Genomic DNA, 15,143 nt, shown 5'->3' on the forward strand with positions numbered 1-15,143 from the left:
GAATAAAAAAATACAATCTCATCTTTTTATTATGCCATAAAATAGCAAATATGGCAGAATAATATCAATATAAAATATTGATAATCAAGATGAATAATAGTGTAAATAAAATAGAGAAAAGAAAATATATTAACCGTGCCGTAGGCACAGCAGAAGACGCAAGCTCAGTAATTGGCTTGGTAAAAAGAAAGGCGAAAAAGTAGATACAATATTCATGTGCTTAACTATAATTGATGATAGTAAGATTTGTCAAGGGTTAAATTGAATATTTATTCGACATAAAAAATCCTATCATAAATATATGATAGGATTATGTATTCGTTGTTAATCTGGGTCTTGACTACGGTCTCGTCCAAACACAAACATATAGACGATAGTACAAAACAGTACAAAACCACCAGCAAGACTACTGATACTAAACATAAGTACACGTTGATATTTAGTAAATTCAAACGTTGGGTCTTCTAGTAAATAATAACGGATAAAAAACCATTGTACGATAGCCGTGATGATAATCACTAAACCACGACGGCGGACTTCAGGACGCATTGCCATGAGTTAAAATCCTATTGTTTAAAGATTAAAAGCATTGTACTCTTGTATGACTTAAAATTCAATTTTGAATAGGAAAAATAAATGAAAATTTTAATCATTTCGGGTTGGGGCGGGGTAATATCACTATTACAGCCTTTACAACAACAATTAGAATGTCAAGGTCATCAAGTTACATTGATTGATTATTTTATACAAGATGAGATATTGGCTTATATTGACTTTGCTCAAAACTATGATGTATTGATTGGTTGGTCATTAGGTGGACAATTAGCCACATTATTGGCTTATCATTTACAACAACAAGGGCAACAAAAAATCTTAATCACATTAATGTCAAATCCTTGCTTTATTGTAAATGAACATTGGCATTGTGCGATGTCTGTGGATAATTTTAATACTTTTCAACAAGGCTTTATTACACAGCCCTTAAATACGTTAAAACGTTTTAGCCATTTGATTACTCAAGGTGAAGCTCAAGCAAAATCTTTGGTATTGCAAATACAACAAGCCCAACAGGATTATTTAAATGACCAATCTCAATTTGCTATCATTGATAAATTAAAACAAGGATTAGAGACTTTACAACAGCTCAATACATTAAACTATTTAAAACAGCTTAGTGAAATTGAACAAGCAAGACAATATCACTTTTTTGCACAAGATGATAGCTTAGTTCCTATCGCCGTGTCTAATAGATTATCGCAATATTTAGGTGATGATAATATTATTCATTTAGAAAATTGTGGGCATGGCGCAGTTGTGAGCCAAGTGAGACTAATCGTACAACATATACAAAAACTATTATCATGAAAATATAAAAATCCACTAAATCAAATATTTAGTGGATTTTTTGTTAAGTAATAAAATATAATTGAATACTACACTTAATCAGCACGCAATAAATCATTTAAGCTGGTTTTTGCACGTGTTTGAGCATCAACTTTTTTCACAATAATTGCAGCGTATAAGCTATGCGTACCGTCTTTAGATGGTAAATTACCTGGTACAACGACAGAACCAGCAGGTACACGACCATAATGGATTTCACCAGTTTCACGGTCATAAATACGTGTTGATTGACCAATATAAACACCCATTGAAATGACTGAACCTTCTTCAACAATCACGCCTTCAACAATTTCAGAACGAGCACCGATGAAACAGTTATCTTCAATAATGGTTGGATTTGCTTGTAATGGTTCTAATACGCCACCAATGCCTACACCACCTGATAAGTGAACATTTTTACCAATTTGTGCACATGAACCTACAGTTGCCCATGTATCAACCATTGTGCCTTCATCAACATAAGCACCGATGTTTACATAAGATGGCATTAACACGACATTTTTTGCTTGGTAACTACCACGACGTGCGACAGCAGGTGGTACAACACGCACGCCTGCTTGTTTAAATTGTTCTTCAGTCCAGCCTGTAAATTTAGTATCGACTTTATCATAGAAACGTAAATCGCAAGATTCAATCGGTTTATTATCATTTAATTTAAAAGATAATAATACTGCTTTTTTCAACCATTGATGTACGACCCATTCGCCATTGATTTTTTCAGCAACACGTAATGAACCATTATCTAAACCTGTAAGGGCTTGTTCAACTGCATCACGGATTTCTGCAGGACAGTCTTGTGCAGTAAAATTTGCACGATTTTCAAAAGCTTGTTCAATAATAGACGCTAGATTAGACATCATCATATCCTAAAAAATTAACAAAAAGCCCGACTATTGTACACGATTTTAGCGATAAATAGCGAAATTTTTCACGTTGAAATATAATGAAACATGAAAAACATTAAATTGTTACAAAAAATTTCTTAAAATGGTTTACTTTGAAATAATTATAATATAGACTGAATGGTACATATGAAACATAGTCCTTAACAACATATTAATTCATTGTGAATTAATCATTGGAGTAAGTAATGAAAGTATTAGGTAAAGTTGCATTAACTGCGGTACTTGTAGCTGTAGCTGGCACTGCTGTAGCAGATGAAAAAATCCACACTGCTGAAGGTGTTGCGTCATTTAAAACATTTAAGCCATCATCAGTGCGTGCAGAAGTAGGTACTTTAGGTTATGGTGCTGCTATTTCTTATAATGTTACCCCAAAGGTAGGTTTAACTTTAGGTTATAATGGTGGCGATATTTCATGGTCTGATGGTTTAAATTTACATGGTATTGATTATGATACTGAAATGAAAAATAACAATGTATATTTAAATGCAGAGTTACGTCCATTTGCTAATCCATTCTATATTGCTGCAGGTGTAGGTTATATTGATGCTGAATATAGTATCAACAAAACTTTAACTAATGGTAATGATGTTGTCAAAATCAATGGTAAAAACTATGCAGGTAATGGTGGTAATTTTGCTGGAAAAGCAAGCTATAACAATACCATTGCACCTTATTTAGGCATTGGTTTCTCTCCATCAACAACAAGCCGTTTTGGTATGTTTGGTGAAGTAGGTGCTTATTATACAGGTAATCCAACTGCACAATTTGAATCTGCTGGTTTAACTGAAGTTGGTGGTACTACTACAGGTGCTGAAGCTGCAGAACGTGAAAACGAAAAGTTTGAAACTGGTAGTAAGTATGAGTGGTTACCAGTGGCGAAATTAGGTGTAACTTATCGCTTCTAAACCTAAAATATATTTCAATATATGACAAAGGTAGATGAATATATCATCTACCTTTTTTACTTAGGAGGAATTGAGTATAATAACTTAAGATTTCAAGCAATTTAAATTAAAGTGTATGAATCATGATATACAGAAGGTGTAATGATGAAAAAATATATATGTATTATTTGTGGTTATATCTATGATGAACGTTTAGGCGACCCTGATGAGGGTATTCCTGCAGGTACAAAATGGGAAGATATACCTGATGATTGGATGTGTCCTGATTGTGGCGTGGGTAAAAATGAATTTGAAATGGTAGAAATCTAATTAAGAATATAACTAACATTTTGATAGATATATAGTCAAAATGATATGAATTTGTTACACTTTTATCATTTGTTAACTTAGGAATAGATGATGTTAATTATCCCAGCGATTGATTTAAAAGATGGTCAATGTGTACGTCTTAAACAAGGCCGTATGGAAGATGATACTGTATTTTCAGATGATCCTGTAGCGATGGCACAACATTGGGTAGAGCAAGGTGCAAGACGTTTACATTTAGTAGATTTAAATGGTGCATTTGCAGGTACACCGATTCATAAAGCGGTGGTTACAGAAATTGCAAAAGCTCAACCCAATTTACCAATACAAATTGGCGGTGGTATTCGTTCGTTAGAAACTATTGAGCATTATTTAGAAGCGGGTGTATCCTATGTGATTATTGGTACACGTGCAGTTAAAGAGCCTGTTTTTGTAGAGCAAGCGTGTAAAGAGTTTGCAGGGCATATTATTGTTGGTATTGATGCAAAAGATGGTTTTGTGGCAACAGATGGTTGGGCAAATGTAACTGATGTAAAAGCAACAGATTTAGCTAAACGTTTTGCTGATGCTGGTGTATCGAGTATTGTTTATACTGACATTGCTCGTGATGGTATGATGCAGGGTGTTAATATCGAACAAACTGTGAATTTAGCACAATATAGTGGTTTACCCGTCATTGCGTCAGGTGGTGTTACAAATTTAGATGATGTACGTTTATTAAAAGGTCAAGTAGGTATTTTAGGTGCAATTACAGGACGTGCGATTTATGAAGGTACGTTAAATCTAGCGGAAGCTCAAGCTTTGTTAGATAGTTGATAGAACATACTGATTTTAATATGGTTTAGTCAAAAGCTAAACCATATTTTATTTATGACTACTTGGTAACCATCGCCATGGTTGTAAAGCACCTGTCGCCATACCAATTAAACCACATACCATTGCTAAATTAAGTGGTTCATTGAGTAAAAATACAGCCAAAACAGGTGCTGTAAATGGTGCGATATTGGCAATGGTTCCTGCTTTAAAAATACCAATTCTTTCAATGGCTTTGGCATAACTTAAGGTTGCAACAATGACCACGATAATACTTTGGAAAATGGTTTGAATAATTAAATGATGAGTTTCAACTTGTGCAATCTTAGGTGTCGCAAAAGCAAAATAAAAAGGTAAATAGAGAATAGCTGACCAAATAGCTAAACTCACCATAGCTTGCCATGCGGTAAATTTCCATTTGCGTAATAAAATAGAAAATCCAGCCCAACACATCGCACTACAAATTAAAAATATATCACCAATACTAAAATGATATTCGGTTTGCATGATTAAAGTTGCCATTAAAATAAAAGTACTAATAATAATGGTCATGCTAATTTTTGTATGTTTATCAAAAGGTTGTTTTAGGAAAATCCATGCCATAATCCCAGCTAAAATAGGGAATAAGCCATTCAGTAAAATCACACCATGCACAACAGGCGATAAATAAAAACCTGCATAAACAAAAATACAATAGCCGATACTACCGACTAAAGCGATAATCATTGAGCGATAACTAAACAAAAATTGGTAATCTTTTTTATATAATAAAATTGGAATTAAGATTAAACTGGCAATACCAAAACGTAATGCTAATAAATCCCAAATTTGAATATTCCATTGAGCGGAAACACGAGACAGTAAACTAAAACTGCCCCATATCAGCATAGTAATGACAGTAAAAATATAACCTTGCGTACTTGGCGAAAGTTGATTAAAAAATTTCATCTAATTCTCAATGATTATAAATATTTGATTTTATGTTTGAACGAAAAACATCACTCTATAAATAATTAAAATATTAACTTTATTTTTAACTAAATCTAAGTTATTGATTTTATGTAGGGGCGGAAAATTTTCCGCCTGTACAAAATTAAATTATTTTAAATAATATCAATAGCTTATAAAATTAAGTTAAATTAGCCTAATATTATCAATAAGTTATAACATACAATAACGTATCATTTTATTTATTTTAAATGACGTTGGCGGAATGTTTCATAAAGTGCCATGCCTGTTGCTACACTCACATTGAGACTTTGCAATGCACCAGACATTGGAATGAATACTTTTTCATCACATTGAGCTTGTACAATTGGGCGAATGCCTGTGTCTTCAGCACCCATGACAATCACTATTTTTCCTGTTAAATTTGCTTGTTGGATTTCAATGGCTTGTTCATCAAGTAATGTACCAACCACTTTATAATCAAAATGCTCTTTGATATGAGCTAATGTTTTAGCCAAATTAGTAACTTGGATAAACTTAACTTTTTCTGCTCCACCTGCAGCGACTTTACGAGCGGTTGGCGTTAAGCTTGCTGATTTATCACGTGGTACGATAACGGCTTGTACGCCCATTGCTGCTGCAGTACGAATACACGCACCTAAATTATGAGGGTCGGTAATTTGGTCGAGTGCTAATAATAACGCATTTGCTTGTGCATTTAATAATTGGTCTAAATCTTGTTCGTTGAGTGTAGGTAATGCACGTACCATTGCTACTACACCTTGATGGTAAGGCAATCCTGCCATTTTTTCTAAACGGTCTCGGCTAGTTTGTTGTATGCTTACGCCAAAAGGTTCGGCAAGTTGTAAAATGCGTTGTAAACGTGCATCATCACGTCCTTTTAAGGTAAATAAAGTTAAAACACGTTCAGGTTCTAATTCTAATAAAGTTTCAACGGGATGTACGCCATAATAATATTCATGTTTTGCCATGAGCTAACCAATTTGTCAAAATAAATCACTATTTTAATCTGAATAACCAGCTTTGTAAATTTTATATTTGATGATTAATGTTCAACAAATAATACACCTATAGCATATACACCAATATTAGCAACAGAAACACTGGCAACAGGCATAATTGGAACTTGATGATAACCCATACGCTCTAAAATTTGCTTTAATTCATTTAAGTACGGATTTATGGTATTTGCCATAATATATAATTGTCCTTTGCGGTTGCGTGCATGTCCATCGATGAGTTCTGCTAAACGCACTAAGCTACGTTCAAAAGAACGAACTTTTTCATGTGCAGAAACTTGCCCTTTGATATCCACAACAACAATGGGCTTGATGTTAAATAGATTTGCTAAGAAACCAGCAGGTGCTGATAAACGCTTAGTACGCACCATTGCTTTTAGATTATCAACGGTAATATACATAGAAGTTTTATCACGAATTTGATTAAGATGAGCAACAATTTCTGAAATTAAAGCATTTTCCTTGAACATTTGAGCTGCTTTATAAACCAAAATGGCTTCTCCGTGTGAAACGCTACGACTATTAAATATATGAATAGAGAGACGGTCTATGAACATATCACGCACTTGGCGAATATTTGCAGCAGTTAAGCTTAATGTTTCAGATACACAAATAACTAAAACTTCTTCAACACCTTCATTGACTAAATTTTCAAAAAAATTGATAAGTTGTTGTTGCGATGGTGCAGATGTTGTTGGTTGAACATCGGGATTGGCTAAAATAAACGTTGATAATTGTTCAATTGTAAGGTCTTGACCATCAAGATAATCCTGGTTGCGAATATGAACATTCATTGGTAACATTTTGACATTATCTGGTTTATCTAAATAATTTAAGCAAGATGTAGAAGTAGATACAATCAAACGTTTCATAATTAAAGCCTAAAAATAAAAAAGATCTTACATGATGTTATTCTAAACGCTATGCTTAAATTATTGAGTATATATTTATAATATGGTTACTTCAAGTTGCCTTTATAAGTTCAATAATTTGACATTAGCTAAGAATAAAAACTTTCTTATTATAACATGAAGTTATGTGATATTAGAGAAGATACTCTATAATTTTATTTGCTGATGTTTATCTAAATGAACGATAGAATAGAATATAACTTTTATGATGTTATTTGGATATAATTGGGTTAAAAAATAGTCAAAACTCTTATAATCAACATAAATTCACATAAAAAGATGTCTTTTTAACGTGTAAGCGTGTAAAATATAAGGTTAGTTAAATAATTATAGGTTTTTGGGGTTATGTCTCAAAGCAAAATACAAACATGGGTGATTGGTAATTGGAAGATGAACCCAACGTGGGCGAGTGCTCAAATATTGCTGAATGAACTTACACAGTTTTCTTCACAACAGTCAGATGTTTTTAGTCGTTGTAATTTAGCCGTTACACCTACAATGTTGCATTTGCTTACAGTTAAACAATATCTGATGGATACACCTATTCAAGTATTTGCTCAAGATGTATCAAAAATGGTAGATACGGGGGCATTTACAGGCGAGGTAAGTGCTGAGCTTTTAGCAGAACAACAAATTAGTGCAGTATTGGTGGGTCATTCTGAACGCCGTGAATATTTTGCTGAAGATGTTAGTGTATTGCAAAACAAAGTGAAAAATGCGTTGTCTCAAAACCTCAAAGTCATTTATTGTGTGGGTGAGAGTTTGACTCAGCGTCAAGAGGGATTGGCTGAACAAGTCGTATTGCAACAAATTTGTGATTTGGCACAAGCGGTTCATCATCCAGAAGATTGGCAGAATATTATTATTGCTTATGAGCCAATTTGGGCGATAGGTACAGGGCAGACTGCTTCAGCGAAAGATGCACAAGCTATGCATTTAGCTATTCGTCAAGGGTTAATGCAAATTACATCATTTGCTCAGCTATTACCAATTTTGTATGGTGGTAGTGTTAAAGCAGAAAATGCACAAGAATTTGCTCAATGTCCAGATATTAATGGTGCTTTGGTTGGTGGTGCATCATTAGATGCAAAATCCTTCTTTGCAATTGCTCAAGCTTTTGCTTGCTAAGCTTAACCAATTATAAGAGAGAAAAAGTATGCAACAAGTTATTTTAGTGATTCATATTATCTTAGCAGTGTTAATGATTGGTTTAATCTTAGTACAACAAGGTAAAGGTGCTGATGCAGGAGCATCAATGGGCGGTGGTGGTGCAGGTACTGTTTTTGGTGGTTCTGGTTCGGGTAACTTTTTAACCCGATTGACTGCGATTTTAACAGCACTATTTTTTATTACCAGTATTGGTTTAGCAGTTTTGGCGAAAAAGGGAACAAATAATCCTTATGCAATTACTAGCAATGCGTCGCATTCGCAAGCTACACTATCTGAAACAAAAGTAGAAGAGAATAAGCAAGAGGCAGAAAAAAAAACTGAACTGATGCCATTAGTGGACACAACGAGTGAAGTAAATACACAGACTAAAACTGAAATTGATGTAAATAATAGTTCTACAGCTGCAACCGATGGTACTGAACATAATACAAATACGACTGCAAATATAGCTGAAAAAACTGATACAGTATTAAGTGATGTTGCTACAGCGGCAGTAGGTGCGACAGCTGCAGGGGTAGTTGCTCACAAGGCAAATACTACACCCCGTATGAGTGTGGTACAAGATGAGGTTATTTATGTTCCAGTAGAAAAAACCGTAACAAAAAATGAAAAAGCTTCAGTTCAAACTAAAGAAACAATCAAGTCTGTACCTATAGAAAAGAAAGAGGCCGTAAAAGCGAAAGAGCCTGTTAAAGTTGCAGATAAAAAACAACCTGCTAAAGCTGATGTCAAAAAAGAAGTGGTAGTAAACAAGCCTGTTGTTAAAGTACAAGAAAAACAACCTATAACTGCCAAAGCAAATGAAGTTACTAAACCTGTAGTTAAAGCCCCTGTTAAAGTTGCTACTCCAAAACCAGTGGTTAATAAACAGACTACGGCAAATAAATCTAAAACTGAAACTACAGTGAAGACTGCACCAGTGGTAACAACTTCTATGATACAAAATGATAAAGCAAAAGGTGCAGGCAGTTCTGATGCTAAGGCTCGTGTTTCCACTCCAAAAATGAATGCGATGTCTGAAAAAACAGCAAATGAATAATGAATTATTATAAAAAGTATAATTTTTTGCGAAAAAAAGCTATCTTTTTTTGTGAATAGTCGTTAAAATATTGCACACTGCGGTGGTGGTGGAATTGGTAGACACGCTACCTTGAGGTGGTAGTGCCAATAGGCGTGGGGGTTCAAGTCCCCCCTTCCGCACCATTAAAACTTAAAATAGTTGTAATTCTTTTATTTTTAAGTTATAATGTGTGTATGTAGTGAGTATAACTTATTTTGATTTATTTAATAAATCTAAAAATAAGTGTTGATGCGGGATGGAGCAGTCTGGTAGCTCGTCGGGCTCATAACCCGAAGGTCGTTGGTTCAAATCCAGCTCCCGCTACCAATTATTTTGTTTATACAGCAAAATAACATAAATGAAAATTTATGAAGTAATGTATATATTGTTGCGGGGTGGAGCAGTCTGGTAGCTCGTCGGGCTCATAACCCGAAGGTCGTTGGTTCAAATCCAGCCCCCGCTACCAAGTTTCTTATCAAAGGCTCACAAATGTGGGTCTTTTTTGTCAATGTATTCAATAAATTATTGTAATATATACAAAAATTGAGAGGGGCATTTGCCCTTTTTTTATTGCATAGATTTTGATAGATTGCTTATCAAAATTTTGTTAAATCAATGGTAAGGTTGAATGAAATTATCAAGTAAAACACAAGCTCTTTTAGAACTAATTGCACCAGCAGTACAAGTGTGTGATGTGAATCTATGGGGGCTTGAATTTATTCCACAAGGTAAACGTTCTTTATTGCGTATCTATATTGATAAAGATGTTGATGTAAATGCTGAACCTGTGATTAATGAAGATGGCGAAGTAGAGCAAGGGCGTGGTATTGGTGTAGAAGATTGCGTGCGTGTTACTCGTCAAGTGGGGGCAATTTTAGATGTGCATGATCCAATTTCAGGTGAATATGCTTTAGAAGTATCATCACCTGGTTGGGATCGTCCATTTTTCTATATCGAGCAAATGCAAAATTATATCGATGAAAAAATCGCATTACGTTTAATTAGTGCAGTGGAAAATCGCCGTAAATTCCAAGCGATTTTGCGTGCAGTCGATATTGAGCAAGGTACAATTCAAGTTGAAGTTGAAAAGCAACAAATATTAGCTATTGATGTCGATAATATTGATAAAGCAAATTTGATTTATCAAGATTAGGTTGTATATCTTATTGTGAAGAATTAAAGTTTAAGAGGTGAACCATGAGCCGTGAGATTTTAACGGTTGTAGAAACAGTGAGTAATGAAAAATCATTACCACGTGAAGCGATTTTTGAGGCTTTAGAGCAAGCATTAGTTGTTGCAACACGTAAAAAGTTTTATGAAGGTACACATGCAGAGGAAGCACGTATTCGTGTGGAAATTGACCGTAAAACGGGTGATTACCGTACATTCCGTCAATGGGAAGTGGTGGCTGATGAAGATCATGAAATGCCTGCTTGCCAAGATGCAATTTCTGACCTTGATCCCGCAGAGTGGTCAATTGGTGATATTCGTGAATTAGAAGTAGAATCAATTGAATTTGGTCGTATCGCTGCACAAATCGTGAAGCAAGTGATTATTCAAAAAATTCGTGAAGCTGAACGTGCAATTATTGCTGAACAGTTTGTCTCTAAAGAAGGTGAATTGGTTTATGGCGAAGTGAAAAAACAAAATAAAGAAGGCTTTATCATTGATTTGGGTGATAATGCTGAAGCATTCTTAGCACGTGATGAAATTATTGCGAAAGAAATGTTACGTCCTAAACAACGTGTATGTGCATTATTATATAAAGTCAATCGTGATGGTCGTGGTTCACAATTATTATTAACACGTTCACGCCCTGAAATGTTGATTGCTTTGATGAAAAAGGAAATTCCAGAAATTTCAGAAGAAATCATTGAAGTACGTGCAGCTGCTCGCCAACCAGGTGTGCGTGCTAAAATTGCAGTGAAGACTAATGATAATCGTATTGATCCAGTGGGTGCATGTATTGGTATGCGTGGTACACGTATTCAAACGATTCAACAAGAATTGAATGGTGAGCGTATTGATGTGGTGGTATGGTCTGATGATACAGCTCAATATATCGCAAGTGCTTTAGAGCCTGCTGATGTATCACGCATCATGATTGATGAAGATGAAAAACGTGCAGAAATTATTTTTGCAACTAATGACCAATTGGCTCGTGCTATCGGATTACAAGGGCAAAACGTACGTTTAGCATCAGAATTAACTGGTTATAAGTTAGATATGATGTTGGAAGACGATTTCCAAGCACGTCAGCAAAATGAAATGCGTCAATATGTTGATTTATTTGTAACTCATTTAGATATTGATGAAGAATTTGCATTAGCATTAGCTGAACTTGGTTTCACATCTTTAGAAGAAATTGCTTATGTATCGGCAGAGACTTTTGAAGATTTAGAGCTTTCAGAAGAAGATATTGATACATTACAAAGTCGTGCAAAAGAAGCTGCTTTAAATGTTGCATTACAAAATAAACCACAACCAAGTGAAGAATTATTGGCTTTAGCAGGTATGACAACTGCGATTGCAGAAATTTTAGCAACACGTGGTATTATTACAGTTGATGATTTAGCAGAACAAGCGATTGATGATATTATTGATATTGAAGGTTTAAATCAGGAAAGTGCTGGTCAATTAATTATGAATGCACGTGCATCATGGTTTAATTAATAGGGAGGATAGAGAATGAGTGAAAAATCTAGCAATGAAACAAAAAAACCGCTTTCATTAAAGCGTAAAGAAAAATCAACTACACAAATGGTTGATAGTTCAGGTAAAACCAAAAAAGTTTTAGTGGAAACACGCAAAAAAATTGTCATTGACCCTAAAAAAGTTGAGGCAGATAAAGAGCGTGCTGAAGCAGAACAAAAGGCAAAAGCTGAACAAAAAGCTCAACAAAATGAGCAAAAAGCAAAAGCTGAACAAAAAGCAAAAGCAGAAGCTCAGGCTAAAGAGCAGGCTGAACAAGCGAAAAAAGCTGAAAATGCTAATAACATTCAAGCGAAAATAGCTGCCATGAATGCTAATAATGCTAAAAATACGAGTAAAAATGCTCCTGCAGCAAAAAGTGTAGTGGTAAAACGTAGCAATGGTACGACTGTTAAGGTAAATCAAGGTCAAAAATCGACAAAAGAAACACCTGAACAACGTAAGGCTCGTGAAGCACAAGAAGCACAATTAGCGAAGTTAAAAGCACAAAAGCAGTCAGAAAATCGTAAGGCTGCTGAAGAGCAAATGCGTCAAATGGCATCAAAATACTCTGATGATGATAATCGTTATCAAGATGATGATAATGATACACCATTGGCATCAGGTTTAGTCGGTCAAGCATACGAAGATTCATTTGAACGTGAAGACCGTGAAATTAAACGTGGTGGTGGTGCAAATACAGGTCGTGGCTCGAAAAAAGGTGGACGTAACCAAGAAGAACAAAACTTCACGCAAAATAATCGCCATAAACGTGGTTTAAAATCATCGCAAGCCAATAAACATGGTTTTGAAAAACCTGTTAAAAAACAAGTTTATGATGTAGAAATCAGTTCAACTATTGTTGTATCTGACTTGGCACAAAAAATGGCAGTGAAAGTTCGTGAAGTCATCAAAACATTGATGAAAATGGGCGAACTGGTGACGCAAAATCAATCGATTGAGCAAGAAATTGCTGCTTTAGTTGTGGAAGAAATGGGACATAATCCAGTTTTAATTTCTGAAACAGCAGTTGAGGATAACTTACTTGAACAAGCTGAACAAGAGCGTGGTGAATTATCAACACGTCCACCAGTTGTAACGATTATGGGACACGTGGATCATGGTAAAACTTCATTGCTTGACCGTATTCGCCGTTCTAAAGTGGCTGCAGGTGAAGCAGGTGGAATTACCCAACATATTGGTGCATATCACGTTAAAACTGAAAAAGGTATTATTACTTTCTTAGATACACCGGGACACGCAGCATTTACTGAAATGCGTTCTCGTGGTGCGAAAGCGACTGATATTGTAGTCATTGTGGTTGCAGGCGATGATGGCGTGATGCCACAAACCATTGAGGCGATTAATCATGCTAAAGCTGCCAATACGCCAATTATCGTTGCCATGAACAAAATGGATAAAGATACCGTTGATGTCGATCGTGTATTAAGTGAATTAAGCCAACATGGAGTGATTGCAGAAGCGTGGGGTGGTGATGTACCTGTGGCGAAAGTATCTGCACATACAGGACAAGGCATTGACGATTTATTAGACTTGATTTCGGTACAAGCAGAGTTGATGGAATTACAAGCATCAGCAGAAGGTGCCGCACAAGGTGTTGTCATCGAAGCGAAAGTTGATAAAGGCCGTGGTGCGGTTACATCGATTCTAGTACAAAATGGAACACTGAAGATTGGTGATTTAGTGCTTGCAGGTTCATCATACGGTCGTGTGCGTGCCATGATTGATGAAAATGGTCAAAAAATTAAATCAGCAGGTCCATCGATTCCTGTAGAAATTTTAGGCTTGCCTGAAGCACCAATGGCAGGTGATGAAGTTTTAGTTGTTACTGATGAGAAAAAAGCTCGTGAAGTGGCGGACGCTCGTGCTGACCGTGAACGTCAAAAACGCTTAGAACGTCAAAGTTCAATGCGTTTAGAAAACTTGATGGCATCAATGGGTAAGAAAGAAATTCCATCAGTCAATATCATCTTAAAAACAGATGTACGTGGTACGTTACAGGCTTTACAAACGGCATTGGTGGAATTATCAACCGATGAAGTGCAAGTAAATGTCATCAGTTCTGGTGTGGGTGCGATTACTGAATCAGATGTAATTTTAGCTCAATCATCAGAAGGTGTATTGCTCGGCTTTAACGTACGTGCCGATACATCAGCTCGTCAAAAGAGCGATATGGAAGGTATCGATATTCGTTACTATAGCGTGATTTATGAATTGATTGATGATGTGAAAGATGCAATGAGTGGTAAACTTGCTCCTGAACATCGTGAAACGATTCTTGGTGTGGCTGAAGTGCGTGATGTATTCCGTTCGAGTAAATTTGGTGCGGCTGCAGGTTGTATGGTGATGGAAGGTACGATCTATCGTAATAAGCCTATCCGTGTCTTACGTGATGATATAGTGATTTTCCAAGGTGAATTGGAATCATTACGCCGTTTCAAAGACGTGGTTACTGAAGTGCGTGCAGGTATGGAATGTGGTCTTGCCGTGAAAGGTTATAATGACATCAAACCACTTGATAAAATTGAAGTGTATGATGTACAAATTGTGAAACGGAGTCTTTAATGGCAGGTAGTCAGCGTTTAAAACGTATGGCGGATTCGGTACAGCGTGAGCTGTCCGATTTAATTCGCCTTGAATTAAAAGATCCACGTTTGGGTGGATTAGTGACCATTTCTGGGGTAAAAGTCAGTGCTGATTTGGGCTATGCTGATGTTTATGTTACTGTAATGGGACGTGAACTTGATGAACAAAGTGAAGAACAGCATAAAGAAACCTTAGAGGTGTTAAATAATGCGAGTGGTTTTTTACGTCAAGAATTAGGGCGTAGAATTAAAACTCGTGTAACGCCACGTTTGCGTTTTCATTATGATAAAACGAATGCTTATGGTAATTATATGTTTGATTTAATTGCTAAGGCAACACGAGATTTACCACCTGTTGATGATGAAAAATTAGCAGAATAAATC

General features: G+C 35.6%; 13 protein-coding genes, 3 tRNA genes and 2 pseudogenes. 13 read left to right on the forward strand and 5 right to left on the reverse strand.

Annotated features, from left to right (window positions below):
* Positions 1-324: 324 nt before the first annotated feature.
* Positions 325-555: a hypothetical protein gene (locus LU301_RS02940; RefSeq protein ID WP_305272373.1), complete on the reverse strand. Its 231-nt coding sequence runs from the start codon at positions 553-555 to the stop codon at positions 325-327.
* An 81-nt stretch (positions 556-636) separates the two neighbouring features.
* Here LU301_RS02940 and LU301_RS02945 point away from each other — a divergent pair, with 81 nt between their 5' ends.
* The gene (locus LU301_RS02945) at positions 637-1,365 is read left to right on the forward strand and encodes an alpha/beta hydrolase family protein (RefSeq protein ID WP_305272375.1); all 729 of its coding nucleotides are present in this window, start codon (positions 637-639) and stop codon (positions 1,363-1,365) included.
* Between the two features lie 74 nt (positions 1,366-1,439).
* Here LU301_RS02945 and dapD read toward each other — a convergent pair whose 3' ends face one another.
* A complete protein-coding gene (gene dapD / locus LU301_RS02950) occupies positions 1,440-2,261 on the reverse strand; it encodes a 2,3,4,5-tetrahydropyridine-2,6-dicarboxylate N-succinyltransferase (RefSeq protein ID WP_305272377.1) in 822 nt (273 codons plus the stop codon).
* Positions 2,262-2,494: 233 nt separating this feature from the next.
* On the opposite strand from dapD, the gene LU301_RS02955 reads away from it, so the two are divergent.
* The 3 genes from LU301_RS02955 (at position 2,495) to hisA (ending at position 4,336) form a co-directional block, all read left to right on the forward strand.
* Positions 2,495-3,214: a hypothetical protein gene (locus LU301_RS02955; RefSeq protein ID WP_305272379.1), complete on the forward strand. Its 720-nt coding sequence runs from the start codon at positions 2,495-2,497 to the stop codon at positions 3,212-3,214.
* Positions 3,215-3,358: 144 nt separating this feature from the next.
* Positions 3,359-3,523, forward strand: coding sequence for a rubredoxin (rd, locus tag LU301_RS02960; RefSeq protein WP_305272381.1), 165 nt, complete (start codon positions 3,359-3,361; stop codon positions 3,521-3,523).
* A gap of 90 nt (positions 3,524-3,613) precedes the next feature.
* Positions 3,614-4,336: a 1-(5-phosphoribosyl)-5-[(5-phosphoribosylamino)methylideneamino]imidazole-4-carboxamide isomerase gene (gene hisA / locus LU301_RS02965; RefSeq protein ID WP_305272383.1), complete on the forward strand. Its 723-nt coding sequence runs from the start codon at positions 3,614-3,616 to the stop codon at positions 4,334-4,336.
* Between the two features lie 48 nt (positions 4,337-4,384).
* Here hisA and LU301_RS02970 read toward each other — a convergent pair whose 3' ends face one another.
* From LU301_RS02970 to LU301_RS02980, 3 genes are all read right to left on the reverse strand, one after another.
* On the reverse strand, positions 4,385-5,281 hold the full coding sequence (locus tag LU301_RS02970) for a DMT family transporter (protein ID WP_305272385.1): 897 nt from the start codon (positions 5,279-5,281) through the stop codon (positions 4,385-4,387).
* A gap of 242 nt (positions 5,282-5,523) precedes the next feature.
* Positions 5,524-6,273 carry a 23S rRNA (guanosine(2251)-2'-O)-methyltransferase RlmB gene (rlmB, locus tag LU301_RS02975; protein WP_305272386.1) on the reverse strand — a complete coding sequence of 250 codons (750 nt, stop codon included), beginning with the start codon at positions 6,271-6,273 and terminating at the stop codon, positions 5,524-5,526.
* A gap of 74 nt (positions 6,274-6,347) precedes the next feature.
* Positions 6,348-7,193 (reverse strand): DegV family protein, encoded by an 846-nt coding sequence (locus tag LU301_RS02980; protein ID WP_305272388.1) that lies wholly within the window; start codon positions 7,191-7,193, stop codon positions 6,348-6,350.
* 384 nt (positions 7,194-7,577) lie between these two features.
* On the opposite strand from LU301_RS02980, the gene tpiA reads away from it, so the two are divergent.
* The 9 genes and pseudogenes from tpiA to LU301_RS03025 all read left to right on the forward strand — a co-directional run bounded on the left by tpiA (position 7,578) and on the right by LU301_RS03025 (position 15,140).
* Positions 7,578-8,360 carry a triose-phosphate isomerase gene (tpiA, locus tag LU301_RS02985; RefSeq protein WP_305272390.1) on the forward strand — a complete coding sequence of 261 codons (783 nt, stop codon included), beginning with the start codon at positions 7,578-7,580 and terminating at the stop codon, positions 8,358-8,360.
* A 28-nt stretch (positions 8,361-8,388) separates the two neighbouring features.
* Positions 8,389-8,640, forward strand: a pseudogene (gene secG, locus LU301_RS02990) (preprotein translocase subunit SecG); the annotation flags it as partial.
* An 880-nt stretch (positions 8,641-9,520) separates the two neighbouring features.
* Positions 9,521-9,605: transfer RNA gene (locus LU301_RS02995), tRNA-Leu, on the forward strand.
* A 107-nt stretch (positions 9,606-9,712) separates the two neighbouring features.
* Positions 9,713-9,789 (forward strand) — tRNA-Met (locus tag LU301_RS03000).
* 62 nt (positions 9,790-9,851) lie between these two features.
* Positions 9,852-9,928: transfer RNA gene (locus LU301_RS03005), tRNA-Met, on the forward strand.
* A gap of 162 nt (positions 9,929-10,090) precedes the next feature.
* Positions 10,091-10,615: a ribosome maturation factor RimP gene (gene rimP, locus LU301_RS03010; RefSeq protein WP_305272392.1), complete on the forward strand. Its 525-nt coding sequence runs from the start codon at positions 10,091-10,093 to the stop codon at positions 10,613-10,615.
* A 44-nt stretch (positions 10,616-10,659) separates the two neighbouring features.
* On the forward strand, positions 10,660-12,135 hold the full coding sequence (nusA, locus tag LU301_RS03015) for a transcription termination factor NusA (RefSeq protein ID WP_305272394.1): 1,476 nt from the start codon (positions 10,660-10,662) through the stop codon (positions 12,133-12,135).
* A 51-nt stretch (positions 12,136-12,186) separates the two neighbouring features.
* Positions 12,187-14,739 (forward strand): annotated as a pseudogene (infB, locus tag LU301_RS03020) (translation initiation factor IF-2); the annotation flags it as partial.
* A complete protein-coding gene (locus tag LU301_RS03025) occupies positions 14,739-15,140 on the forward strand; it encodes a ribosome-binding factor A (RefSeq protein ID WP_305272397.1) in 402 nt (133 codons plus the stop codon). The pseudogene infB and the gene LU301_RS03025, both read left to right, overlap by 1 nt.
* The last annotated feature ends 3 nt before the right edge of the window (positions 15,141-15,143 follow it).

It is taken from the genome of Moraxella sp. ZY210820 (assembly GCF_030674635.1).
In the GTDB taxonomy this organism is placed as follows: domain Bacteria; phylum Pseudomonadota; class Gammaproteobacteria; order Pseudomonadales; family Moraxellaceae; genus Acinetobacter.